General features: G+C 73.1%; 19 protein-coding genes. 11 read left to right on the forward strand and 8 right to left on the reverse strand.

The genetic code is table 11. From position 1 onward, the window contains the following. The first annotated feature begins 63 nt into the window (after positions 1-63). Both STRCI_RS31510 and STRCI_RS31515 read left to right on the forward strand, forming a co-directional pair. Positions 64-711, forward strand: coding sequence for a ScbR family autoregulator-binding transcription factor (locus tag STRCI_RS31510; RefSeq protein ID WP_269662340.1), 648 nt, complete (start codon positions 64-66; stop codon positions 709-711). A 38-nt stretch (positions 712-749) separates the two neighbouring features. Next, positions 750-1,916 (forward strand): damage-control phosphatase ARMT1 family protein, encoded by a 1,167-nt coding sequence (locus STRCI_RS31515; RefSeq protein WP_269662341.1) that lies wholly within the window; start codon positions 750-752, stop codon positions 1,914-1,916. Between the two features lie 3 nt (positions 1,917-1,919). On the opposite strand, the gene STRCI_RS31520 is transcribed toward STRCI_RS31515, so the two are convergent. Together STRCI_RS31520 and STRCI_RS31525 are read right to left on the reverse strand one after the other, a co-directional pair. Beyond that, a complete protein-coding gene (locus STRCI_RS31520; RefSeq protein WP_269662342.1) occupies positions 1,920-3,182 on the reverse strand; it encodes a cytochrome P450 in 1,263 nt (420 codons plus the stop codon). Then, positions 3,179-4,006, reverse strand: coding sequence for an alpha/beta fold hydrolase (locus STRCI_RS31525; protein WP_269662343.1), 828 nt, complete (start codon positions 4,004-4,006; stop codon positions 3,179-3,181). Before STRCI_RS31525 ends, STRCI_RS31520 begins: the two co-directional genes overlap by 4 nt. A gap of 194 nt (positions 4,007-4,200) precedes the next feature. Between STRCI_RS31525 and cyc2 the strand changes: the two genes are divergently transcribed. Continuing rightward, the gene (gene cyc2 / locus STRCI_RS31530) at positions 4,201-6,369 is read left to right on the forward strand and encodes a germacradienol/geosmin synthase Cyc2 (RefSeq protein ID WP_269662344.1); all 2,169 of its coding nucleotides are present in this window, start codon (positions 4,201-4,203) and stop codon (positions 6,367-6,369) included. On the opposite strand, the gene STRCI_RS31535 is transcribed toward cyc2, so the two are convergent. Further along, entirely contained in the window at positions 6,366-7,904 is a 1,539-nt protein-coding gene (locus STRCI_RS31535; RefSeq protein WP_269662345.1) for a hypothetical protein, read from the reverse strand. The two genes, cyc2 and STRCI_RS31535, sit on opposite strands and share 4 nt — an antisense overlap. 93 nt (positions 7,905-7,997) lie before the next feature. Beyond that, the gene (locus tag STRCI_RS31540; RefSeq protein WP_269662346.1) at positions 7,998-8,711 is read right to left on the reverse strand and encodes a CTP synthase C-terminal region-related (seleno)protein; all 714 of its coding nucleotides are present in this window, start codon (positions 8,709-8,711) and stop codon (positions 7,998-8,000) included. An 87-nt stretch (positions 8,712-8,798) separates the two neighbouring features. Between STRCI_RS31540 and STRCI_RS31545 the strand changes: the two genes are divergently transcribed. The 5 genes from STRCI_RS31545 (at position 8,799) to STRCI_RS31565 (ending at position 13,366) form a co-directional block, all read left to right on the forward strand. After that, positions 8,799-9,683, forward strand: coding sequence for a LysR family transcriptional regulator (locus tag STRCI_RS31545; RefSeq protein WP_269662347.1), 885 nt, complete (start codon positions 8,799-8,801; stop codon positions 9,681-9,683). Positions 9,684-9,833: 150 nt separating this feature from the next. Next, complete coding sequence (locus STRCI_RS31550; RefSeq protein WP_269662348.1) at positions 9,834-10,442, forward strand: PDZ domain-containing protein; 609 nt, start codon at positions 9,834-9,836, stop codon at positions 10,440-10,442. A 78-nt stretch (positions 10,443-10,520) separates the two neighbouring features. Beyond that, entirely contained in the window at positions 10,521-11,144 is a 624-nt protein-coding gene (locus tag STRCI_RS31555) for a LysE family translocator (RefSeq protein WP_269662349.1), read from the forward strand. 95 nt (positions 11,145-11,239) lie between these two features. Then, positions 11,240-12,367: an aminopeptidase P family protein gene (locus STRCI_RS31560; RefSeq protein WP_269662350.1), complete on the forward strand. Its 1,128-nt coding sequence runs from the start codon at positions 11,240-11,242 to the stop codon at positions 12,365-12,367. A 51-nt stretch (positions 12,368-12,418) separates the two neighbouring features. Then, a complete protein-coding gene (locus STRCI_RS31565) occupies positions 12,419-13,366 on the forward strand; it encodes an aminoglycoside phosphotransferase family protein (protein WP_269662351.1) in 948 nt (315 codons plus the stop codon). A gap of 7 nt (positions 13,367-13,373) precedes the next feature. On the opposite strand, the gene treZ is transcribed toward STRCI_RS31565, so the two are convergent. Further along, the gene (gene treZ / locus STRCI_RS31570; protein WP_269662352.1) at positions 13,374-15,119 is read right to left on the reverse strand and encodes a malto-oligosyltrehalose trehalohydrolase; all 1,746 of its coding nucleotides are present in this window, start codon (positions 15,117-15,119) and stop codon (positions 13,374-13,376) included. A 173-nt stretch (positions 15,120-15,292) separates the two neighbouring features. Here treZ and STRCI_RS31575 point away from each other — a divergent pair, with 173 nt between their 5' ends. The 3 genes from STRCI_RS31575 to STRCI_RS31585 all read left to right on the forward strand — a co-directional run bounded on the left by STRCI_RS31575 (position 15,293) and on the right by STRCI_RS31585 (position 17,818). Further along, a complete protein-coding gene (locus tag STRCI_RS31575) occupies positions 15,293-15,844 on the forward strand; it encodes a DUF1707 and FHA domain-containing protein (protein WP_269662353.1) in 552 nt (183 codons plus the stop codon). Between the two features lie 154 nt (positions 15,845-15,998). Then, on the forward strand, positions 15,999-17,345 hold the full coding sequence (locus tag STRCI_RS31580; protein WP_269664697.1) for a M14 family zinc carboxypeptidase: 1,347 nt from the start codon (positions 15,999-16,001) through the stop codon (positions 17,343-17,345). Beyond that, entirely contained in the window at positions 17,342-17,818 is a 477-nt protein-coding gene (locus tag STRCI_RS31585; RefSeq protein ID WP_269662354.1) for an SSI family serine proteinase inhibitor, read from the forward strand. The genes STRCI_RS31580 and STRCI_RS31585 overlap by 4 nt, the downstream gene beginning before the upstream one ends. Positions 17,819-17,870: 52 nt before the next feature. Here STRCI_RS31585 and STRCI_RS31590 read toward each other — a convergent pair whose 3' ends face one another. From STRCI_RS31590 to glgX, 3 genes are all read right to left on the reverse strand, one after another. Continuing rightward, a complete protein-coding gene (locus tag STRCI_RS31590; protein ID WP_269662355.1) occupies positions 17,871-19,121 on the reverse strand; it encodes a M14 family zinc carboxypeptidase in 1,251 nt (416 codons plus the stop codon). Between the two features lie 326 nt (positions 19,122-19,447). After that, positions 19,448-21,793, reverse strand: a complete 2,346-nt coding sequence (gene treY, locus STRCI_RS31595) for a malto-oligosyltrehalose synthase (protein ID WP_269662356.1) — start codon at positions 21,791-21,793, stop codon at positions 19,448-19,450. 78 nt (positions 21,794-21,871) lie between these two features. Beyond that, a complete protein-coding gene (gene glgX / locus STRCI_RS31600) occupies positions 21,872-23,992 on the reverse strand; it encodes a glycogen debranching protein GlgX (RefSeq protein WP_269662357.1) in 2,121 nt (706 codons plus the stop codon). Between the last annotated feature and the right edge of the window lie 142 nt (positions 23,993-24,134).

Genomic DNA, 24,134 nt, shown 5'->3' on the forward strand with positions numbered 1-24,134 from the left:
TGTATGCGGAGTAAAAAACAAACGGCATGACCCGTTCTTTTCCGTCCCAGGAGAGTTCAGCCGATGGCGAGGCAGTTACGCGCAGAGCAGACCCGCGCGACGATCATCACCGCTGCCGCTGACCTGTTCGATCGTCGTGGCTACGAATCGACCAGTCTGAGCGACATCGTCGAGCACGCCCAAGTCACCAAGGGCGCCCTGTACTTCCACTTCGCGGCGAAGGAAGACCTCGCGCACGCGATCATGGAGCTCCAGTCGCAGGCCTCCCGCCAGATCGCCGGAGAGATGGACGCCCGCGGCTACTCCTCCCTGGAAGCGCTGATGCGCACCACTTTCGGCATAACCCGGATGTCGGTCGAGGGACCGATCCCGCGGGCCGGGCTCCGGCTCGCCACCGGCCCGGTCGCCGTCAAGGCGCCGATGCAGCACCCGTTCTCGGAGTGGCTGGAGATCGCCTCCCGCAAACTCCTCGGCGCGGTCAAGGAGTCGGACGTCCATCCGGATGTCGACATCGACGCCGCGGCCCACTCCCTCGTCTGCTTCTTCGTCGGCACCCGCACGGTCGGCCGCTCCGTCGAACCGGTCGCCCGGCAGCCCCGCCGGGTCGCCGAGATGTGGGCCCTGCTCATCCGCGGCATGGTCCCGGTGCCCCGCCGTCCCCGCTACCTCACCCTCGCCACCCAGCTGGAGCGGGAGGCCAGAGGCGTCTGAGCCGGGGACGGGCCCGGTGCGCGCGATACCGTCGCCGCATGGACGACACCCCGCCCGTGATCCTCGGCGACGAACCCGGCAGCTTCCCCTACGCCGTCCTCACCGAGCGCCACCCCGCCATCATCGAGCAGGTCCGCACGGCGCTCCCGTACGGCCCCGACCGGCAGGCCGCGCTCGACGCGCTGCTGCACGACTGCACCAAGGGCGTGATCGAGCCGCTCCCCGCCGACGCCCACGACCGGGACCGCTGGCGGGAATGGGGCACCGACACCTACGCGGGCCGCCCCTGGGCCGACGTACCGTGGCTGTGGTCGGAGAACTACTTCTACCGCCGACTCCTCGGCGCCGTCGGCTACTTCACCCCCGGCACCTGGCAGGGCGTCGACCCCTTCCGCCCCGCCAAGCTGGCCGAGCTGGACTCCCCGGAGACGGACGAGGAACTGTCCGCGCTGGACGGTCTCGCCGCACTCTCCCCCGACGAGCGGGACCGGGCCCTGCTGCACGGCTCGCTGTGGGGCAACCGCGCCGACCTCGGCTTCCGGCTGTCCGCCGCCGACGGTACCGACCCTTCCGGCACCCCGCCCCTGGTCGCCGACGACAGCGCGGCCCTGAGGTCCCTGCTGCGGAGGGCTCCGCTTCTGTGCCTGATCGCCGACAACGCCGGCCGCGAACTCATCCCCGACCTCCTCCTGATCGCCCACCTGCTCGGCCAGGGGCGCCTGGAGCGGGCCGTCCTGCACGTCAAACCGCACCCGTACTTCGTCTCCGACGCCACCCCCGCCGACGTACTCGACGCCCTGCACAGGCTCAGGGCGGCACCGGGCGCGGCGCGGGCGTACGGCGACACCCTGTGGACGGCGCTGACCGACGGGCGGCTCACGGTCCGCGCCCACCCCTTCTCCTGCGCGCCCCTGCCGTACGAGCGGATGCCCGGCGACCTCCGCGAGGAGCTGGCGCGGGCCACGCTGACGATCCTCAAGGGCGATCTCAACTACCGCCGTCTGGTGGGGGACCGCAGATGGCCGCCGACCACCGCCTTCGCGGACGTCACCGCCTGGTTCCCCGGGCCCGTCGCCGCGCTGCGCACCCTGAAGTCCGAGGTGATCACCGGCCTCGACGCCGGGACGGAGGCCGCCCTGACCGCCGCCGAGGGACAGCGCTGGCGCACGAGTGGCGGCCACGGCCTGATCCAGGTTCGCCGCTGACGCTCAAGTCACCTCGACCGGCAGCGACTTGATTCCGTTGATGAAGTTCGACACCAGCCGGACGGGCGGGCCCGCGCCGCGCAGTACCGGCAGGGTCCGCAGCGCCTCCCGGTACAGCACCCGCAGTTGCAGCCGGGCGAAGTGCGCGCCCAGACAGACATGCGGGCCGTCACCGAAGGAGACATGCGGGTTCGGCGTACGGGTCAGGTCCAGCCGGTCCGGGGCAGCGAAGACCCGCTCGTCCCGGTTTGCTGAGGCATGGAAGACCACGACCTTGTCCCCGGCCCGGATCCGCCGCCCGGCCAGCTCGGTGTCGCAGTCGGCGGTACGGCGGAAGCTCAGCACCGGCGGATGCCAGCGCAGCAACTCGTCGACGGCCGGGCCGAGTTCGATGTCCCCCGCACGCAGCCGCTCGTACGACTGAGGGTGCTCGGCCAGCGCCAGCAGTCCGCCCGGGGCCGCGCCGCGCACGGTGTCGTTCCCGGCGACGGTGAGCAGGAAGAAGAACATCTCCAGCTCGGGGCCGGTGAGTTCGGCGTCGTGCGCGAGGATGGTCAGCACGTCGTCCGCCGGGTACCGGCGCTTGTACACGGCCAGTTCGCCGGCGTAGTCGAACATGTCCCGCAGCAGCGCCGGGGACCGCGGATTGACCGGTTTCCCTGCCCCGTCCAGCACCGGCGGTCCGGACTCGTCGGGGTCCTGGTACCCGATGACCCGCTGCGTCCAGTGCAGCAGCAGCCCGCGGTCCCGCTCGGGGACGCCCAGCAGATCGGCCAGATTGAGCAGGGCGTAGTCATCGGTCACGGCGGTGACGAGGTCGACGGTGCCGTCCTGCTCCCGGGCCGTCTCCAGGGCCCCCGCGAACAGGCTCTGGGCACGCTTCTCGGCGAGCGCGGTGAACCGGTCGACCCGGCCCGGGGTGAAGGCCCGGCTCACGAGGCGCCGCAACCTGCCGTGTCCCGGCGGATCCTGATTGAGCATCATCCGCCGGATGAACGGCAGGTCCGCCGGGTCGGGATCCCGGATCTGGGTGGCGCCGAGATGGGAGGAGTACGTCAGCGGGTCCTTCAGCACCCGGACCACGTCCGCGTGCCGGGTCACCGCCCAGAACCCCGGGCCGGCCGGCCAGCCCAGCACCTCGGGCTCGTCCTGCCAGGCCACCGGGTGGTGGTCGCGCAGGACGCGATAGGAGGCGTAGGGGACACCGGTGGCGTACTGCCGGGGATCGAAGACATCGGGGACGGGCGGGGAGGGCCGGACGGTCACGCCTCCTCGCCCTCGGGCTCGGCCTCTTCGTCGCCCTCGTCGTCCACGTCGTCCTCGTCGTCCGCGTCGAGGAACGCCTCCACCACCTGGATCAGCTCCAGCGGGGACTCGTCCATCGCGTAGTGCCCGGCCCCCGACAGCTCGCGCACCTCGCCGTAGGGGTACCAGCGCCGCCAGGTCTCCCGCAGCAGCGCGGCCGACAGCGCCGGGTCCAGCCGGCCCGCGACCGCCAGCGCGGGCACCCGTGCGCCCGCCACCTCGGCGTGGAAGTCCTCCCCCGCCCAGGAGTCAAGCCAGGACCGGAACGCCTTCGGGTCGCTCACCGCGACGGAGCGGGCCACCATGCGCTCCAGCCAGGCCGCGGGCCGTACCCCGCCGGTCGTGAAGTCGATGATCGTCCGGCGGTTCTCCGGCAGCTGCGCCGCGTCCGCGAACAGCTCCCACTGGTCGGCCGGGAGCGGCAGCCCCGAGGCGGGCACCGGGGAGACGCCCACGATCCGGCGCAGCCGCCCCGGCGCCAGCGCCAGCAGCCGCTGGGCCACCGCCCCGCCCATCGAGTGCCCCACCACCGAGAACCGCTCCCAGCCGAGCCGGTCGGCCAGCTCCAGCAGATCCTGCGCCGCCTCGGCCGTCGAGTACGCGCCGACGGCGTCCTTCGCCTCGCCGTAGCCGCGCAGATCGACCAGCGCGTACGTGAAGGACATGGTGTCGAGGTCGGGCAGGACGCTCGCGTACGCGGACCGGTCGGCGAACCAGCCATGCACCGCGAACACCTTGTGGGCACCGTCGCCGTGCAGCTCATGTGGGAGCGTGAAGGAGGTCATGCGAACACGGTGGCGCCCCGGCCCGGCCTCGGCAAGAGCACGCGGTTCGGCAGGCGTACAGTCCCGCCACACGGGTGCGGAGGCGAACGCCACAAGGGCTCCCGGGAGTTCACGGTTCGTCCCCGGTTCACGCGATGGTGTGATCATGTCCCGGCGGGCGGATGCCCGTTGAGGGCCCCGGGTAGGGCCCGGCCATGACGCAGCAGCCCTTCGAACTCCCGCACTTCTACATGCCGTATCCCGCGCGGCTCAACCCGCATGTCGACGAGGCGCGCGCCCACTCGACGGCGTGGGCGCGCGAGATGGGCATGCTGGAGGGATCCGGGATCTGGGAGCAGTCCGATCTCGAAGCGCATGACTACGGACTGCTCTGCGCCTACACCCACCCCGAATGCGACGGCCCCGCCCTCTCCCTGATCACCGACTGGTACGTGTGGGTCTTCTTCTTCGACGACCACTTCCTGGACATGTTCAAGCGCACCCAGAACCGCGCGGCGGGCAAGGCGCATCTCGACCGGCTCGCCCTGTTCATGCCGATGGACCCCGCGACGGCGATGCCCGAGCCGGAGAACCCGGTGGAGGCGGGCCTCGCCGACCTCTGGGCGCGCACCATTCCGGCGATGTCCGCCGACTGGCGCCGCCGCTTCGCCGTCGCCACCGAGCATCTGCTGAACGAGTCCATGTGGGAGCTGTCCAACATCAACGAGGGGCGGATCGCCAACCCCGTCGAGTACATCGAGATGCGCCGCAAGGTGGGCGGCGCACCCTGGTCGGCCGGACTCGTGGAGTACGCGCGCGCCGAGGTCCCCGACTCCGTCTCCGGGTCCAGGCCCATGCGGGTGCTGATGGAGACCTTCTCGGACGCCGTGCACCTGCGCAACGACCTCTTCTCCTACCAGCGCGAGGTCGACGACGAGGGCGAACTCAGCAACGGCGTCCTGGTGCTGGAGACCTTCTTCGGCTGTACGACCCAGGAGGCCGCCGAAGCCGTCAACGACGTCCTCACCTCCCGGCTCCACCAGTTCGAGCACACCGCCCTCACAGAGGTCCCCGCGCTGGCCGTGGAACGGGGTCTGACGCCGGACGAGGTCGCCGCGGTCGCCGCCTACACCCAGGGCCTCCAGGACTGGCAGTCCGGCGGCCACGAATGGCATCTGCGCTCCAGCCGGTACATGAACGAGCGTGCCCGCTCCACCAACCCCTGGCACGGCCTCACCGGCCCCGGCACCTCCGCGGCCGACATCGGCGCCCTGCTCGCCTCGGCAGGTGCCGAACGCCTGCGCGCCTACACGCATGTGCCGTTCCAGAACGTCGGGCCGTCCCTCATCCCCGACATCCACATGCCCTTCCAGGTGGAGCTGTGCCCGCATCTGCCCGGCGCCCGGCAGCGGCTGGTCGACTGGTCCCACCGCATGGGGATCCTGACGGAGGGCGTCTGGGACGAGGACCGGCTCGCCGCCGCCGACCTCGCGCTGTGCTCGGCGGGCCTGGACCCCGACGCCACCGAGGAGGCCCTCGACCTCAGCGCGCACTGGCTGGCCTGGGGCACCTACGGCGATGACTACTACCCCCTCGTCTTCGGCAACCGCCGCGACCTGGCCGCCGCCCACCTCACCACGCGCCGCCTGGCCGACTGCATGCCCGTCGACGGCAAGGAGAGCCTCATCGTCCCCGCCAACGCCATGGAGCGCGGACTCGTCGACCTGTGGGCCCGGACCACCGCGGAGATGACGCCCGGGCAGCGGCGCACCTTCAAGGACGCGGTGAACGTCATGACCGAGAGCTGGGTGTGGGAGCTGTCCAACCAGCTCCAGCACCGCGTCCCCGACCCGGTCGACTACCTGGAGATGCGCCGGGCCACCTTCGGCTCCGATCTCACCATGGCCCTGTGCCGGATGGGCCACGGCCCCGCGGTCCCCCCGGAGGTGTACCGCAGCGGTCCGGTGCGCTCCCTGGAGAACGCCGCCATGGACTACGGCTGTCTCCTCAACGATGTCTTCTCGTACCAGAAGGAGATCCAGTACGAGGGCGAGATCCACAACTCGATCCTCGTCGTGCAGAACTTCTTCGGCTGCGACTACCCGACCGCGCTCGGTGTCGTGAACGATCTGCTGACCCAGCGCATGCGGCAGTTCGAGCATGTCGTCGCGCATGAACTGCCGGTCGTGTACGACGACTTCGGTCTCTCCGGCGAGGCGCGGGACGCCATGGACGCCTATGTGGCCGACCTGCGGAACTGGATGGCGGGCATCCTGAACTGGCATCGCTCGGTCGACCGCTACAAGCCTGAGTACCTGTCCCGCCGGGCCCACGGCTTCCTGCCGGGCCGGGCGCCGGCCGTGCCCGTCAGCGCAAGCCTCTAGCCGAGGTCCCTGAAGTCCCGCACCCGCTCCGCCGTTTCCTCGGCGAGCTCCCGTTGGCTCTGCATGCCCTGTCCCGAGAGCTCGCCGAGTATCGCGTCGGCCGCGGCGAGCAGGGTGCGAGCCTCCTCCGGGAGGTCGGCGTCGACGAGGGCCCGGGTCAGGGCGTAGTGCTCCCTGGCTATGAAGCGGCCGAAGTTCACCTGGTCCCAGTACCTCAGGGAGTCGTCGCCGGGGTCGGCCAGGAGGGTGCGTATCGCGGCCAATGTGCCGATGGCCTGCGGAAGTTGCCCGCAGACCCGCTCCAGCCGGGCCTGGTCGAGACGCCCCGAGATCCGGTCCCACGCCGTCTCCTGGAGGGTGACGTGCAAGCGCCGGGCGCGCAGCGCCTGAGCGAGGTCGCCCGCCTGTTCCAACTCGACGGCCAGCCCGCTGATCCGGGACATCTCCAGCCGGGTCGGATCACCGGGCCGCCGCAGGACGCTCTGGTCCAGGAAGACCTCGTCCAGCGCGCGGATCAGTGCCACCCGGGCCAGCTCGGTCAGGCCCTGGTCCAGGGCGAGTTCGGTCCAGGTCGCCAGTGGTTCGTCGGCCGGGTCGGTGCCGAACATGCACTCGTCCAGCTCCTCGGCCCAGCGCAGCAGCTCAGCGGCGTCCGCGCCCGGCTCGGGGATCTCGCTGAGGCCGCAGTGCGTGTCGTAGTCCGTCTCCCGGACCTCGTACAGCAGCGGAAGATCGCCGATGTCTCCGTACCGCCCCACGAGGACCGCGGCGAGCCGCAGTTCGTCCGTCATCGACGACTCGGTCTCGCGCCGGAGCAGATACCGCAGCAGCTCCAGATCTCCGTCCGCCCGGTCGAACTGCGCGGCCCGCAGGGCGAGCCGACGCCGTACGGGATCCCCGGCCACCGGGTCCCAGCCGGCGGGGTCGCTCGTCCGCAGCAGGGCCAGATCCGCGCGGCCTCGGGCGAGCACCGGTTCCCACAGTGGTGGGCGTGGGTGTTCGTCCAGCAGCCGGTGGGCGAAGCCCTCGTCCTCGGTGAGCAGCAGGAAGTCGGGTTCCGTGCGCAGAAGAGCCGTGTGCAGCAGGGTCACCAGCTCGACCGGGGAACGCTCGGGAAAGCCCAGGGCGGCACGGAGCTCGGCCCGGGTCTCGTCGAGGCTGCAGTCCTCGCGCATCTCCTCCTCGGCCTGCGCGACCCGCGCGAGGATCACCTCCTCGCCGTCCAGCGGCGACAGGTCCACGAAGTCGAACCAGCAGGGCAGGCCGAGCACCACCTGGAGCGCCTCCTCGACACTGGAGCCGATGATTCCGGCCCCGCCCTCGGAGTCGGCGTAGAGCATCGAGCCGTCCGCGCACACGAAGTACGTACCGCCCGCGCCCGTGCCCGCGACGACCTCTATCGGTCCGCCCGAGGCGAGGCGGACCGGCTCGCCATGGCCGTGGTCGGCACGGCTCAGGTCGAACTCGAAGGGGAACGCGGCCAGTTCGGCCAGGCGCGGGTTCTGCCGCAGCGTTCGCAGCGCGTGATCGGTCATGTCACAGAACGTAACAGGCGCCACTGACAACGGGCCTCGCCAGCCCTCTCGCACGGCCTCGCCAGCCCCCTCACCGGGCCTCGCCCGCCCTCGTCACACGGGCTGACCCGCGTGTTCCACGGCTGCCCTGGCCCACGCCGTGACCATCGGGTGCGGGCGGGAGCCGTCGCCGGACAGCTCCGGCTGGAAGAGCGAGGCCAGGAAGAAGGGGTGGCCGGGCAGTTCGGCGATCCGGACCTGGCCGTCCTCGTCGCGCCCGGAGAAGCGCAGGCCGTGCGCGCTCAGGGCGTCGAGGCGGCGCGAGGGACCGTAGGCGCAGAAGTACCGCTCGACCGTCCGCTCCGCGCCGATCACGGACCACGCCAGCGAGTCCGGCTCGACCACCACCACGCCCTCGTGGCCCACCAGCGAACAGGCCAGCGGCTCGATCAGCGGGTCCTCGGCGGCCGGGTCGGTCTCGGCGTGCGCCGCGTCGGTGAGGCCGCAGACATGGCGGGCGAACTCCAGCAGCGCGTGCTGGAACCCGGCGCAGGTCCCGAGGAAGGGGATGCCCCGCTCGCGTGCGGTGCGGATCGCCGCGAGCACACCGGCCTCGCTGCGGTACGGGCTGCCCGGCACCACCCACACCGCGTCGAAGCCGTCCACGGCGCCCGGCTCGCCCGCCTGCTCGGACGGGATCCAGTAGGCGTCCAGGAGCAGCCGCTCACGGGCGGCGAGGGCGTCGAGGAGCTGGGGGATGCGGGTGTGCGACACGACATTGGGGGAGCGGTCGCCGACCAGGGCGATCCGCGCGAGGGTCTCGGTCATGCCGTTCATCCTGGGCGCCACGCGAGTTCACGTCCAACGATGATTGCTGCACCCCCGATAAGCAGAGCTGATGCGATGCTGGTGGCCATGGACCCGCATCTGCTGCGCACCTATGTCACCGTCGCCCGCCTCGCCTCCTTCTCCGAGGCCGCCCGCGAACTCGGCTACACCCAGTCGGCGGTGTCCCAGCACATCGCGGCCCTCGAACAGGACCTCGGCGCCCCGCTCCTCACCCGCCGCCCGGTCGCGCCCACCGCGGCGGGCGAGCGCCTGCTGGAGCACGCGGGCCCGCTGCTGCTGCGCCTGGACGCGGCCCGCGCCGACGTCGTACGGCTGGCCGCCGCGCCCGCCCACGGGCTGACGCTCGCCGCCGCGCCGACCGCCCTCGGACCCCGGGTCCTCGCTGCGCTCCCGGCCGCCGGGGTGACCCTGAAGGTGCTGACCCGGGACGCGATCCCGGCCGCCGTCGCCACGGGCGGCGCCGACCTGGGACTCGTCGACGGCCTGGCCGCCCCGAGCGATCCGCTGCGGCTGCCCGACGTGGCACCGCTGACCACGCGCGGGGCGGGCGAGGAACCGGTGTGCGTGCTGCTGCCCGCGGCACACCCGCTGGCCCGGCGCCCCAATCTGCGTCTCGGTGAACTCGTCGACGCCCGCTGGCTGGACGCCCCCGACGCGGGTCTGCCGCTCGCCCAACTCCGCGCGGCGGGCGGTGGCCACGGCTTCCGCCCGGCCCTGCGCTACGAGGGCACCGACCTGCGCGTCCTCACCGCGCTGGCCGTCGCGGGCCACGGTCTGACCCTGCTGCCCCGCACGGCCGCGACCGGGGTGCCGGGCGGGGTCGCCGTACCGGTCACCGATCCCCGGCTCGTCCACCGCGCGGAACTGGTGCACGCGGGCGCACTCCAGGGCGCGGCACGGGAGCTGGCGGTCGCGCTGACGTCCGAGGAGGGGTCTGGCTTCCGCTCCTGACCGGGCTTCCGCTCCTGACCGGGCCTCCGCACCTGAAGCTTCCGCTTCTGACCGGGCGTCAGTCTCACTCGTTCGTGGCAGGTCGTGCGCCGGCGCCCCGGGTAGTCCTCAGCCGGAGCCGAACCGTAGTCCGCCAGCCGGAGGCGATGCATGGAACACACCGCGCTGCGTCCCAAGCCGATGCCCGGCCAGGAGCCCGCCGGCTCCCCCCGCAAGGCAGCCGCCCGCCGCCCGCACGCCGCGCGCCGGCGCGGACGCCGGCTCACGACCCTGCTGTTCGCCCTGTTCGTCGGCACGGTCCTGGTGCTGTCCGGCGTCGGCCTCGGCACCGTCGGCGCCACCGTGATCGGCATGAGCAGACTCGCCGAACTCCAGCAGGCCGGGCAGGGGGCGACGACGGCGGCGCCGGGCGCCCGCGCCCACGGCGCCCCCTCCGCCTCGCTCGGGCCCCGGCCCACCCTGTCCGCGACGCCCGGCCCGGCGCCCGCGCCCGCCGGTGCGACCCTCGGCGTGGAGGCGGTGGACGCCGAGAAGGCCGGCGCCCGGGTCGTCGGTGTCCACGTGCCCGGCCCCGGCTACTCGGCGGGGCTGGTCCGCGGCGACATCCTCCTCGTCTTCGGCCGGACCCGGATCGACACCGCCGCCGACCTCGCCCGCGCGGTGGCCGACGCCGAGCCCGGCAGCGAGGTCACCCTGACCGTGCGTCATGCGAGCGGCGGCTACCAGCAGCTCACCGTGGTTCCGGGGGTCGTCACCTGACCGGTCCGGGATCCGGTCTCCCGACCGCGCCGGGAAAACCCCTGTCCCCACGGGCCCGTCCCGGCCACCATGACCCCCATGCTGACCACTCTCGTCGCCTTCCTGGGCGCCTGCACCCTGGTGGCCGCCTCGCCGGGACCCAGCACCGTCCTGATCATCCGGCAGTCCCTGCACAGCCGCCGCTCCGGCTTCCTGACCGTGCTCGGCAACGAGACCGGCGTCTTCGTCTGGGGCGTGGTCGCCGCCTTCGGCCTCACCGCCCTGCTCACGGCCTCCGAGGTGGCGTACGACGTGATGCGCGTCGTCGGCGCGGTCGTCCTCGTCGGCTTCGGCGTCCAGACCCTGCGCGCGGCCCGCCGCAGCCGGGAGGAACCCGAGAACGAGGCCGCGCCGGATGGCGCCCGCAGCGGCTGGGCCTCCTACCGCGCGGGGCTGCTGCTCAACCTCGCCAACCCCAAGGCGGCCGTCTTCGCCCTGTCCTTCCTGCCGCAGTTCGTCCCCGACGGCGCACCCCACCTGCCGGCCATGGTCGGCCTGGCCGCGCTCTGGGCGGTCTACGAGATCGGCTACTACGGCCTGTACGTGTGGTTCGTCGGCCGGATGAAGAGCCTGCTGTCCCGCGCGGGGGTGCGCCGACGCCTTGAACAGGTGTCCGGAGGCGTCCTGCTGCTCCTCGGCGTCCGCATGGCCCTGGAGGGCTGAGAGTCCGGGCAAGAGTGCCGACCGGCTCGCGCCGCCCCCGCCGTCCGGGCAGGATGCTGCCCGTAGTCACCTTCACCCCGCCCAGGGAGGCCCGGATGACCGCTCGTACGCCCGCTCCCTTCACCGCCGACGACTACCGCGCCCGTATGGAGCGCGCCGCGCGGGCGGCCGCCGACGCCGGTCTGGCCGGGCTGCTCGTCGCCCCCGGCCCCGACCTGGTCTGGCTCACCGGCTACGCGCCCACGGCCGTCACCGAACGGCTCACCCTGCTGGTCCTCGTCCCCGGCCAGGACACGGCCCTGATCGTCCCCGCGCTGGAGGCCCCCGACGCCGCCAAGGCGGCCGGCGCGCCCGCGCTGACCCTGCGCGACTGGACCGACGGCAAGGACCCCTACGCCGCCACCGCGGCCCTGCTGGACTCCGGCGGCCGGTTCGGCATCAGCGACAACGCCTGGGCCATGCATCTGCTGGGCCTCGCGCACACCCTGCCCGGCTCCTCCTACGCCTCCCTCACCGAGGCGCTGCCGATGCTCCGCGCGGTCAAGGACGCGGCGGAACTGGAGCGGCTGGCGGCGGCGGGCGCTGCCGCGGACGCGACGTACGAGGAGATCCGGAAGGTTTCCTTCGCCGGGCGCCACGAGTCCGAGGTCGCCGCGGACCTGGCCCGGCTGCTGCGCGAGCACGGCCACAGCACGGTCGACTTCACCATCGTCGCCTCCGGCCCGAACGGCGCCAACCCGCACCACGAGGCGGGCGACCGCGTCATCGAGCGCGGCGACATGGTCGTCCTCGACTTCGGTGGCCTCCTGGGCGGCTACGGCTCCGACACCTCCCGCACCGTCCACGTCGGGGAGCCGACCGAGGAGGAGCGCCGGGTGCACGACATCGTGCGCGAGGCCCAGGAGGCGGGCTTCCGCGCGGTACGGCCCGGCGGGGCGTGCCAGGAGGTCGACCGGGCCGCCCGCGCGGTGATCACGGACGCCGGGTACGGCGAGTACTTCATCCACCGCACCGGGCACGGCATCGGCGTCACCACGCACGAGCCGCCGTACATGATCGAGGGCGAGGAACAGCCCTTGGTGCCCGGCATGTGCTTCTCGGTGGAGCCCGGCATCTATCTGCCCGGGCGGTTCGGGGTCCGGATCGAGGACATCGTCACGGTCACCGAGGACGGCGGCCGACGCCTCAACGAGACCACCCGCGAGATGGTCATAGTGGACTGAGACGGTCTCCCAGCAGTTCCGGCACCCCTCCAGCGACCCACGGCGCGACCCATGACCCAGGCACCGACACCCACCGCGGACACCGTCCGCAGACTGGTCCGTTCCCTGCTCAAGGAGGGCGCGGACGACTCCGCAGGACCCGAGGTCCGGCCCGTCGCCGAGGGCGGCGGACCCGCGACGTGGTGGGTCGGCGCCCGCCATGTGCTGCGGCTCGCACCTGACCGCGAGGGGGCCGTCCGGCAGCGCCGCGAGCTGCGGCTGCGCGACCTTGTGCGCGGCCATGTCCCGGTCGCCGTGCCGACGAGCGTCGCGCACGGCGAGTGGGCGCCCGGACTGAGCTACACGCTGGACACGAAGGTGCCCGGCGGCTCGGCCGAGGTGCACGACGTGTCCGCGGTCGGCGAGGCCGATCTCGCCGGACTGCTCACCGGCCTGCGCGACGTGCCCGTCCGGCAGGCCGAGTCCCTCGGCGTGCCGCGCACCGGCCCGCGCTCCCTGGAGGCGCTGCGCCGCAGCGCCGAGCGGGCCGCCGGACGCCTCGCCGCCGCCGACGAGTTCGACCCCGCCCGCATGCACCAGCTCACCCAGGCGGCCGCGGTCCAGCTCGCCGCCCAGCCCGCCACCGCCGTCCTCGTCCACCACGGCCTGACCGGCGAGCACCTCGTGGTGAGTGCCGACGGGCGGGTGCGCGGTGTGCTCGGCTGGACCGACGCGGTCGTCGGGGACCCCGCCGAGGACATCGCCGGCCTGGCCCGCGCCGTCGGCTCCCCGGCCGCCGTCCGCGCCGCCACCCTGGCGGGTTACGGCGCCCGCCCGTGCCTCCGCGGCCTGTGGCTGGCCCGCTGCGACACGGTCCTCCACCTCGCCGAGGCCCTCGACGGCCCCGGCCGCACCCCGCTCCCGGAACTGCGCCGCCGACTCGACCTGGCCTGGGAGGCGATCCTGCTGGAACGCGTGACCGAGCTGCGCGAGGACGGCGAAGCGGATGGTGGGTCCTGAGCCCCGCTCACTCCTGAAGCAGCACCACACCCGACTCCCCGGGCAGGTGCAGCACACCGTCCGCGCCGGGCGCCTCCACCGGCTCCCACGCGGCCAGTACGCGCGCGTGGCGTGGGCCCAGGGGGATCCGGGCCGGGTCCTTGCCGAGGTTGACGGCCACCCGGACGTCCCCGCGCCGGAAGGCGAGCCACCGCTGACGCTCGTCGTGGGCCACCTTGGTGTCGGCGAGGTCGGGGTCGGTGAGGTCGGGCTGTTCGTGGCGCAGCGCGATGAGTCGCCGGTACCAGGCCAGTACGCGTGCGTGGGGCTCGCGGTCCGGCTCGGACCAGTCCAGGCAGGAGCGGTCCCGGGTCGCCGGGTCCTGCGGGTCGGGTACGTCCTCCTCGGCCCAGCCGTGCGCGGCGAACTCCCGGCGCCTGCCCCGCCGTACCGCCTCGGCCAGTTCGGGGTCGGTGTGGTCGGTGAAGAACTGCCAGGGCGTGCCCGCCGCCCACTCCTCGCCCATGAACAGCATCGGTGTGAAGGGAGCGGTCAGCGTCAGGGTGGCCGCACAGGCCAGCAGGCCGGGGGAGAGGGTGGCGGCGAGCCGGTCGCCCTGGGCGCGGTTGCCGACCTGGTCGTGGGTCTGGCTGTAGCCCAGCAGCCGGTGCCCGGCCACCCGCGCCCGGTCCAGCGCCCGCCCGTGATGCCTGCCCCGGAAGCCGGAATAGCTGCCGTCGTGGAAGTAGCCGCCGGTGAGCGTCTTGGCGAGGGCGGCGAAGGGGGAGCGCGCGAAGTCCTCGTAGTAGCCCTGGGACTCGCCGGTCAGCGCGGTGTGCAGGGCGTGGTGGAAGTCGTCGTTCCACTGCGCCTGGACCCCGAGGCCGCCCTCCCCGCGCGGGGTGATGATCCGCGGGTCGTTCAGGTCCGACTCGGCGATCAGGAACAGCGGCCGGTCCACCTCCGCCGCGAGGGCGTCCACCGCCGCCGACAGATCCTCCAGGAAGTGGCACGCGCGCGTGTCCCGCAGCGCGTGCACCGCGTCGAGCCGCAGCCCGTCGATCCGGTAGTCGCGCAGCCACGCCAGCGCGCTGCCCACGAAGTAGTCCCGCACCTCGTCGGAGCCGGGCGCGTCCAGGTTGACGGCCGCGCCCCACGGGGTGTGATGGGTCTCGGTGAAGTACGGCCCGAAGGCCGGCAGGTAGTTGCCCGAGGGGCCGAGGTGGTTGTGCACCACGTCCAGAACGACCCCGAGCCCGAGTTCGTGCGCCCGGTCGACAAACCGTTTCAGCGCCGCGGGCCCGCCGTACGGCTCGTGCACCGCCCACAGCGAGACCCCCTCGTACCCCCAGCCGTGCCGGCCGGGGAAGGGGCACAGCGGCATCAACTCGACGTGGGTGATGCCCAGTTCGACGAGGTGCCCGAGCCGTTCGGCGGCCGCGTCCAGGGTGCCCTCGGCGGTGTACGTGCCCACGTGCAGCTCGTACAGGACCGCGCCCGGCAGCGGGCGTCCGGCCCACTCGACGCGCCAGGCGTGGGCGCCGTGGTCCACGACCGCGCTGTGTCCGTCCGGCCCGTCGGGCTGGCGGCGCGAGCGCGGGTCGGGCAGCACCGGCCCGTCGTCCAGCGCGTAGCCGTAGCGGGTGCCGTCCGCCGCCTCCGCCTCCCCCTGCCACCAGCCCTCTCGCTCCGGATCGCGCTCCAACGCGCGCGTGGCGTCCCCGTAATGGAGCGTCACACGGCCGGCCTGCGGTGCCCACACCTCGAACTGCACGGACGGTTCCCCTTCGTCTGCTCACCGTGATGTAGCCCGTCCATGGTGCTTCAAACGAGATCAATCCGCTTTTGAATCTTCCCTTTTGCGGCAGGTGTCGTCGGATACGCGTGCGTGGCGGTGGTTTTCTCGTTTTCTGGACACTCCGGCGCCGCTGACCGACAATCACGAGCGTGACGTCGTCCTTCGAGTTCAACACGTACCCCGCGCGGCTCTCCGACGCGGAGCGCGACAAAGCGCTGAGCGTGCTGCGGGACGGCGTCGCCATGGGCCGGCTCTCGCACGACACGTTCATCCGCCGCATGGAACTGGCCCTCGCCGCCCGCCGCTCCGACGAACTGCTCGCCCTGACCGCCGACCTGCCCCAGGAGAGCAAGTTCTCCCGCCTGGTCTTCGGCACCGTAGAGGCCGTGTCCGGCTTCGGCGTACGGCTGCGCAGGGCCTGGCAGGCCGAGCGGCTGCCCAAGCTGCTGCTGCCGCACCCCGGCGGCGGCCATCCGCTGCGGATCGGGCGCGACCCGGCCAACGGACTGCGGCTGGCCCACGAGACGGTCTCCCGGGTGCATGCCGAGCTGAGCCGCCAGGGCGGCCTCTGGGTGCTGCGGGATCTCGGCTCGACCAACGGCACGACGGTGAACGGCCGGCGGGTCATCGGGGCGGCCGTCGTCCGCGAGGGCGATCAGGTCGGCTTCGGGCAGATGGCGTTCCGGCTCGCCGTGAACTAAGCCGGACCTTAGCTCTGGCCTTGGCTTTACGGGGTGCGGTGGGTGAAATCCCTGTACATGCACGACTGTTGACGCACCACCACAAGTCGTGACTGACTGTGCGTACCTCATGCACATCAAGTGAACCGACGGCACCGGCTCGCGGAGGTGCGCCCTGCTGCCACTTCTCCGCTACCCGACCGTCGACGAACTCGGCGCCCGGGCGGCCACGCTCGTCACCCGCCACCCCTCCCAGGCGCGCCTGCGCCGCGCCGGTACCTCCCGCGCGGGCACCCCGCTCTGGCTGCTCTCCGTAGGCCACGGCCCCCGTCAGGCCCTGGTCGTCGCGGGCCCGCACGCCAATGAACCCGTGGGCGGCGCCACCGTGCTCCGGCTCGCCGAACGCGTCCTGGCCGACCCCCGCCGCCAGGCGGACGCCACCTGGAACCTCCTGCTCTGCCTCGACCCCGACGGACTGCGCCGCAACGAGGGCTGGCTGCACGGCCCGTACACCCTCGGCCGCTACTTCCGGAACTTCTTCCGGCCCGGCTTCCTGGAGCAGCCCGAGTGGCTGCCCGACGGCGCCGACCACGCCGCGCTGCCCGAGACCCGCGCCCTGCTCGCCCTCCAGGACGAACTGCGGCCCCTCCTCCAGTGCTCCCTGCACGGCGTCGACGTCGGCGGGGGCTTCGTCGAGCTGACCCACGACCTGCCCGGCTTCTCCCGCCGCCTCGCCCACACCGCGGCCCGCCTCGGCATCCCCCGCGAACTCGGCCCGTACGACACCCTGTACTGGCCCCGCCTGGGCCCCGCCGTCTACCGGATCCCGCCGCCCCGCCGGGGCGATCTGGCCGCGGCCATCACCGAGGCCGCGGTGGAGTCGACCTGGTTCCACCCCTACCGGTACGGCACCGTGACGGCTGTGGTGGAGGCACCCATGTGGGGCGTGGCCACAGTGGAGGACGACACCACACCGGCCGACGCGGCGACCTTCCTGCGCACGGTCAGCCGCACCCTGCGGCACGACTCCCGGCTGCTGGCCCGGCTGCTGGCCCGCACCCGCCACCGGCTGCCCACCACGCCCGACACGGAGCGGCTGCTCGCCCCGGTCGACGACTATTTACTGGTCTGCCCCGGCCTCGCCGACGCGTGGGACCCCGACATCGTCACCGCCGACGCCCAGCCGCTCCCCCCGCTGAGCACCGCCCACCTGGCCACCCTGCGCATCGCCGGGCGGCGCCTCGCGCTGCGCACCGCGGGCCTGCTGCACCAACTGGTCACCGGTGCGGGGAGCGACCCGGCCGGGGTGCTGCCCGAGCTGGACCGGCTCATCGACGCCTGGTGCGACGACTACCGCGACGGCTGCGGGGCGCGCTGGATCCCGGTGGCGCGCCAGGTCGAGTACCAGTCGCGGGTGGTGCTCGCCGCGTTCGACCTGGCCGCGCGGCACGTGGGCGGGCCCTCCCGTTCGGGTGAGTCCGGGTGGGGTTCCGAGGCCGCAGTGCCGATGCATCGGGAATGACACTTTCCACCACTGTGAAGGCGGGCACCGCGAAGGCGGGACGGGCCGGGGTCCGCGGGGCCCTGTCGGCGGCGGCCTCGCTCCTCGTCCTCGCGACGGTCCCGGCGCACGCCGCCGACCTGGAGACCCTCCCGGGCAACTGGCTCCGGCTCACGCTCACCACGGGCGACGAGCAGTCCAGCGACACCCGCGGCACCCTCCTGATGTGCGACCCGCCCCAGGGCCACGGGCGCGCGGCGGAGGCCTGCCGGGACCTGGCGGCGGTCCACGGCGACATCGACGCCCTGGGGCCCGAGGACACCGTCTGCCCGATGATCTACGCGCCGGTCACCGCCAGGGCGAGCGGCCAGTGGAACGGCCGGCCGGTCGAGTACGCGCGGACCTTCGGCAACTCCTGCGAGATGGCGGCCTGGACCGGGGCGGTGTTCGCCCTCGACAGCGGTCGGATCGCCGGGCTGCCGGGCCTGGACTGACCGCCCGGCGGCGGCACCCGCGCCCGGGTACGCGCGCGTGGCCCGGCGGCACTCACATCGCCCGGTCACGCGCGTGCAGCGCCGCCGCCACGACCGTGCGGGACTGGTGCTCGACCTGGTGCGCCAAGGGCACCCACCGGGCCCTGAAGCGCCGCTCGAAGGAACTGCTCCACTGCGCCACGAGCCGCTCCAGACGCGGCGCCGCACGGTCGTCGGCCGCAAGGAGCACCCGCAGCAGCATCGCCGCGGACCGCAACGGCAGCCGGCGTGCGAAGGCGTCCACACTGCCGATGTACGCGCGGGTGTTGTCCGCGGGCGCCGTGTGCCGCCAGTCCGCGGCGAGCCCCGGCACCAGCTCCAGCGCCCACCGCGCGGCCCGTAACAGCGGCCCGTCGAGGCCGTTCAGCCGGGGCAGCGCGTCGGCGTACACCCGCTCCACCTCCAGCGCGTCCCGCACCAGCCGGTCCGCGAGCCGCCGCAGCGCCGCGGCCGGCGCCGGATGCGGTACCGGGTCGTCCACCAGGTCGCTCGCCCACATCGGCACCTCCACGACCGCCGTCAGTCCGCCGTACCGGTGGACGTGGTGCCAGGTGCTGTGCCGTGCGTCGTCCGGCATGCTCGGGTAGGCGGCCCCCGCCCCCGGCGCGGGCATCACATGCACCCCGGGCCCGGACGCGGGCCAGCCCGCGGCGTCCGAGGCGCCCGTCTCCACCGGGATGTTCAGCTCCGCCGCCGACTTGGCGAACGGCTCGGCGAGACCGGGCACGTCCTTCGTCAACTGCACCCAGCTGCCGCCCAGATCGGTGCCGTGCAGGGTTGCCTGGAGGTAGGGCCGCACCTCGTCGATGACGCCGGTGAGGGCGCGGGTCTCGGGCGGCAGCCGGTCCGGCGGGAGCACGGCGGGCGACCACTCCGGCTGCTCCGGGCCCGCGGGCCGGAAGAACCCGAGGTGGTAGTCGAACAGGTTCCGCGGCGCCGGCGTGACATGCAGGCTCGTCCCGTCGGGGTCGGCGCAGAGCAGGAAGTGCCACGAGGTGTCGGCCCGTAACGCCCGTTCGTGCAGGACGCGTTCGGCGAGCGCCAGCAGGGTCGGGCCGCCGGTCTGTTCATTGGCGTGGGCCCCCGCGACCACCAGCACGGCGGGGCGGGCGCGGCCCACGGACATCAGGTGCAGAGGGCGGCCCGCCCGCGACACACCCACCTGCCGCAGAGTGCACAGGCCCGGTCGTTGGGCCGCCAACGCCCGGGCCGAGGAGACGACTTCGGTCACCGTGGGGTAGCGCAGCTCCGGCAGGAGACTCACCCCCGTCACATCCGCCCGGCTTCGCAATCCGCAGTACCCCACGGCCGTCGAGCACTGTCAAGGACATCCAGGGGGAGGCTCCAGGGGGCGCCCAGGGGCACTCGCCGTCGGCGGGCCGGACGGAAGGTGCCGGTGGGAGCGGTGGGGCGTCGACGGGCTCGTAGCGGAACCAGGGGCACCGGGAGCGGAGAGTCCGAATGGGCTCTGTCACCGTGCGCCGACCCGGCGGGGTGCGTGCGGGGAGCGGGCGCGGGTGTGAGCCGGGGGAGGAGGCAGCCGAGGGGCGCGCGTGGTTCGACGCACGCCCCTCGGCCCACCTCACGCCCTCACGCCCGCTCCAGCAACACCACCGGAAGCCGCCCGAACAGCTCCTCCACGCGTGCGTACCCGCTGAACTCCCGTTCCGGAGCCAGTACGTCGACCCACCGCCCCGGCGGCAGCGGCAGGCGCGTCTCCCGCCAGCCGCCCGCCTGCGCGAGTCGCAGCGACAGCCGGGTCACCGCCGCGACGACCTCGTCCGAGCGGGAGAAGGCGACGCAGTGGGCGGCCGCCGGTCCCTCCGCGGTGAGCGGGCCGTACGTCGCCGCGTCCCCGAAGGCAGCCGGGCGGCGGGCGCGCAGCCGCAGGGCCGCAGAGGTCACCGTGTCCTTCTCCCCGGCCGCCGGAGGCGGGAACTTCGCGGGCCGCCGGTTGTCCGGGTCCACCAGCGCCCGGTACTCGCCCTCCGTGCCCTGGTACACGTCCGGCACGCCCGGCATCGTCAGGTGGAGCAGGGCCGTGCCCAGCAGGTTCGCCCGGATCTGTGGCGCCAGCCGGTCGCGCAGGGCGGCCACATGCGCCCCCGGCGGACCGCAGGGCCCCGCCGCGACGAAGGCCGCCACCGCGTCCTCGTACGGCGGCTCCTGCTCCGTCCAGCTGGTGAACAGCCCCGCCTCCCGCACATGCTTCAGCAGCGCCGTCCGCACCCGCTCCGGGTCCGCGGGGCCGAGCCCGAACACGGTCTGCCAGGCCGCCCACGCCAGTTGCGCGTCGGGCACGCCCTCGCCGGTGCGGGTCACCTCGGCCAGCACGTCCGCCCACCACTCGGGGCACTCGGTGAGCACCGCCAGCGCGGCCCGGACGTCGGCGCTGCGCTTGGTGTCGTGCGTCGACACGACGACCCCCATGGCCGGCCAGTCGCGCTGCACGCGCGCGCAGTACGTGTGGAAGTCCTCCGGGGACACCGCGGGACTCCCCGGACTGCCGCCCACCTCGGTCGCCGACAGCAGCGGCACATAGCGGTAGAAGGCTGTGTCCTCCACGGACTTGGCCCGCAGCGCCGACGCCGTCTGCGCGAACCGGGTACGGAACTCGGCCTGGTCGGGACCCTCACCGGCGCGCCCCAGCACCAGCGCGCGCACGACGTCGACGGCACCGGCCTCCTCCGGGACGACGAAGGCGTGCCGCGCCTCGGCGGCCGCCTCCTCGGTGACGACGGCGCCGGGGTCACCACTGGCGTAGGGCCGGTAGACCTCCATGCGGACCAGGAGCTCCTGGAGCGCGGTGCGCAGCGCCCACGGCGCCCGGTCGCGCAGCGCGGGCTCCGGCGAGGTGGCGCACACCCGCTCCGCCACCCGGGTCAGCCGCTCGGTCTCCGCGGCCAGCTCGTGCGTGACGACCTTGTACGCGGCCCGCCGCACCGTCGCCTCCCACTGCCCGCCCCGGTCGGTCTGCGGGGCCGCGAACCGGCGGTACTGACCGAGGAGTTCCCCGAACCCGGCCGGGTCCGTGAACAGGCCGTCGATGTGCCGCAGGGCGTCGTAGCCGGTGGTCCCGGCGACCGGCCAGGCGGCGGGCAGCCGCTCGCCGTCCGAGAGGATCTTCTCCACGACCGTCCAGCGGCCCCCGGTCGCCTCGTGCAGCCGCCGCAGATACCCGTCGGGGTCGGCGAGCCCGTCGGGATGGTCCACGCGCAGCCCGTCGAGCACGCCCTCGTGGAGCAGCGCCAGGATCTTGTCGTGCGTGGCCTCGAACACCTCCGGGTCCTCCACCCGCACCCCGATCAGCTCCGAGATGCTGAAGAACCGGCGGTAGTTCAGCTCGGTCCGGGCCAGCCGCCACCACGCGGGCCGGTACCACTGGGCGTCCAGCAGCTGCGGCAGCGGCAGGTCCCCGGTGCCCTCGCGCAGCGGGAACGTCTGGTCGTAGTAGCGCAGTACGTCGCCGTCGACCTCCAGGCGGACCAGCTCCTGCCCGAGCGGCCCGCCCAGCACCGGCAGCAGCACCTGCCCGCCCTGCGCCTCCCAGTCGATGTCGAACCAGCGCGCGTACGGCGACTTGGGACCCTCGCGCAGCACCTCCCACAGGGCGTGGTTGTGCCGCGGCGCCATGGCCATGTGGTTGGGGACGATGTCCACGACCAGGCCGAGCCCGTGCTCCCGCGCGGTGCGCGACAGCGCGCGCAGGCCGTCCTCGCCGCCCAGCTCCTCGCGCACCCGCGCGTGGTCGACGACGTCGTAGCCGTGCGTGGAGCCCGGCACCGCCTCCAGCACGGGGGACAGATGCAGATGCGAGACGCCGAGCGAGGCCAGGTACGGCACCGCCTCGGCCGCGGCGGCGAACGGGAAGTCGGGCTGCAGCTGCAACCGGTACGTGGCCGTGGGCGCCACCGGGTCAGGTCGCTCAGGTGTCATGCAAACGTACGTACCCGCCCTGCCGCCCTTCCTGTCACCGTCCGCCGAACCCGCCCCCGCACGCGCGGGCACCCACGCCTAGACCGGCCGCTGGAGCACCACCATGCTCCGGTCCACCAGCGTCAGCCGGTCCCCGGCCTGCACCTTCGGGCCGGTGCCCGCGGGCACGCCCTCCACGCGCGCGGTGTCGACCACCACCTGCCACTGGCGGCCGTGGTTGACCGGCACCACGAAGTCCAGGGTCCTCGGCGCCGCGTTGAACATCAGTAGGAAGGAGTCGTCGGTGATGCGCTCCCCGCGCGGGCCGGGCTCGGAGATCGCGTTGCCGTTGAGGAACACCGTCAGCGCGGAGGCCTGAGCGGAGTTCCAGTCCCGGTGGGCCATCTCCTTGCCCTCGGGAGTGAACCAGGCGATGTCCGACAGGTCGTCGTGGGTGCCCTCCACCGGCCGCCCGTGGAAGAAGCGGCGCCGCCGGAAGACCGGATGGTCCCGGCGCAGCCACACCATCGCGCGGGTGAAGTCCAGCAGCTCGCCGTCGTCCTCCCGCGCGGGGTCCGGCCACTTCAGCCAGGCCAGCTCGCTGTCCTGGCAGTAGGCGTTGTTGTTGCCCCGCTGGGTGCGCGCGAACTCGTCGCCGTGACTGATCATCGGCACGCCCTGGGACAGCATCAGCGTCGCCATGAAGTTACGGATCTGACGGGACCGCAGCTCCAGCACCGCGGGATCGTCGGTCTCGCCCTCCGCGCCGCAGTTCCAGGACCGGTTGTGGCTCTCGCCGTCCCGGTTGTCCTCGCCGTTGGCCTGGTTGTGCTTGTGGTTGTACGCCACCAGGTCGTGCAGGGTGAAGCCGTCGTGGCAGGTGACGAAGTTGATGGAGGCCAGCGGCCGCCGCCCGTCGTCCTGGTACAGGTCGGAGGAGCCGGTCAGCCGGGAGGCGAACTCCGCGAGCGCGCGCGGCTCGCCGCGCCACAGGTCCCGCACGGTGTCGCGGTACTTGCCGTTCCACTCGGTCCACAGCGGCGGGAAGTTGCCCACCTGGTAGCCGCCCTCGCCCACGTCCCAGGGCTCGGCGATCAGCTTCACCTGGGAGACCACCGGATCCTGCTGCACCAGGTCGAAGAACGACGACAGCCGGTCCACCTCGTGGAACTGCCGGGCCAGGGTGGCCGCGAGATCGAAGCGGAAGCCGTCGACATGCATCTCGGTGACCCAGTACCGCAGCGAGTCCATGATCAGCTGAAGGACGTGCGGGGACCGCATGAGCAGGGAGTTCCCGGTGCCCGTGGTGTCCATGTAGTGGCGGCGGTCGTCGGTGAGGCGGTAGTAGGAGAGGTTGTCCAGGCCCCGGAAGGACAGCGTCGGGCCCAGATGGCTGCCCTCGGCGGTGTGGTTGTAGACGACGTCCAGGATCACCTCGATCCCGGCCTCGTGCAGCGCCTTGACCGCCGACTTGAACTCCAGGACCTGCTGGCCGCGGTCGCCCCAGGAGGCGTAGGCGTTGTGCGGGGCGAAGAAGCCGATCGTGTTGTAGCCCCAGTAGTTGTTCAGGCCCATGTCCACCAGACGGTGATCGTTCACGAACTGGTGGACGGGCATCAGCTCCAGCGCCGTCACCCCCAGCTCGGTCAGATGCTCGATGATCGCCGGGTGCGCCAGCGCCGCGTAGGTGCCGCGCAGCTCCTCCGGCAGCCCCGGGTGACGCATCGTCAGGCCCTTCACGTGGGCCTCGTAGATCACCGTGTGGTGGTACTCGGTGCGCGGGCGCCGGTCGTCGCCCCAGTCGAAGTAGGGGTTGACCACGACCGACGACATGGTGTGCGGCGCCGAGTCCAGGTCGTTGCGCTCGTCGGGCGCCTCGAAGTGATAGCCGTACACCTCCTCGCCCCACCGGATCGAACCGCTGACCGCCTTGGCGTACGGGTCGAGCAGCAGCTTCGCGGAGTTGCAGCGCAGCCCGCGGTCGGGGGCGTACGGCCCGTGCGCCCGGAAGCCGTACCGCTGCCCGGGCATCACACCCGGCACATACGCGTGCCGGACGAACGCGTCGCTCTCCCGCAGTTCCACCGCCGTCTCCGAGCCGTCGTCGTGCAGCAGACACAGCTCTACTCGGTCCGCGGACTCCGTGAAGACCGCGAAATTCGTGCCGGCGCCGTCGTAGGTGGCACCGAGTGGATACGCCTCTCCAGGCCAGACCTGCATGGACACGACTCTTTCAGGTGGAGCGCGCCACCGGGGGCGCCTTGGCTCCGAGTCTCCCCGAAAGTGATGGAACCACCTATGACTCAGGTCCCTCTTAGCGGGGGACCAGGCATAGCCCGTATGCCGAACCAGTGGGGCAGAC

It is taken from the genome of Streptomyces cinnabarinus, assembly GCF_027270315.1.
Classification (GTDB): domain Bacteria; phylum Actinomycetota; class Actinomycetes; order Streptomycetales; family Streptomycetaceae; genus Streptomyces; species Streptomyces cinnabarinus.

What these genes read in the sequence shown, in the direction of transcription:
- STRCI_RS31560 (WP_269662350.1), top strand. Translation starts at nt 11,240, where the DNA reads ATGACCGCTCGTACGCCCGCTCCCTTCACCGCCGACGACTACCGCGCC.
- STRCI_RS31550 (WP_269662348.1), top strand. Translation starts at nt 9,834, where the DNA reads ATGGAACACACCGCGCTGCGTCCCAAGCCGATGCCCGGCCAGGAGCCC.
- STRCI_RS31525 (WP_269662343.1), bottom strand. Translation starts at nt 4,006, where the DNA reads ATGACCTCCTTCACGCTCCCACATGAGCTGCACGGCGACGGTGCCCAC.
- STRCI_RS31540 (WP_269662346.1), bottom strand. Translation starts at nt 8,711, where the DNA reads ATGACCGAGACCCTCGCGCGGATCGCCCTGGTCGGCGACCGCTCCCCC.
- glgX (WP_269662357.1), bottom strand. Translation starts at nt 23,992, where the DNA reads ATGCAGGTCTGGCCTGGAGAGGCGTATCCACTCGGTGCCACCTACGAC.
- STRCI_RS31545 (WP_269662347.1), top strand. Translation starts at nt 8,799, where the DNA reads ATGGACCCGCATCTGCTGCGCACCTATGTCACCGTCGCCCGCCTCGCC.
- STRCI_RS31510 (WP_269662340.1), top strand. Translation starts at nt 64, where the DNA reads ATGGCGAGGCAGTTACGCGCAGAGCAGACCCGCGCGACGATCATCACC.
- treY (WP_269662356.1), bottom strand. Translation starts at nt 21,793, where the DNA reads ATGACACCTGAGCGACCTGACCCGGTGGCGCCCACGGCCACGTACCGG.
- cyc2 (WP_269662344.1), top strand. Translation starts at nt 4,201, where the DNA reads ATGACGCAGCAGCCCTTCGAACTCCCGCACTTCTACATGCCGTATCCC.
- STRCI_RS31555 (WP_269662349.1), top strand. Translation starts at nt 10,521, where the DNA reads ATGCTGACCACTCTCGTCGCCTTCCTGGGCGCCTGCACCCTGGTGGCC.
- STRCI_RS31515 (WP_269662341.1), top strand. Translation starts at nt 750, where the DNA reads ATGGACGACACCCCGCCCGTGATCCTCGGCGACGAACCCGGCAGCTTC.
- STRCI_RS31535 (WP_269662345.1), bottom strand. Translation starts at nt 7,904, where the DNA reads ATGACCGATCACGCGCTGCGAACGCTGCGGCAGAACCCGCGCCTGGCC.
- STRCI_RS31585 (WP_269662354.1), top strand. Translation starts at nt 17,342, where the DNA reads ATGACACTTTCCACCACTGTGAAGGCGGGCACCGCGAAGGCGGGACGG.
- STRCI_RS31565 (WP_269662351.1), top strand. Translation starts at nt 12,419, where the DNA reads ATGACCCAGGCACCGACACCCACCGCGGACACCGTCCGCAGACTGGTC.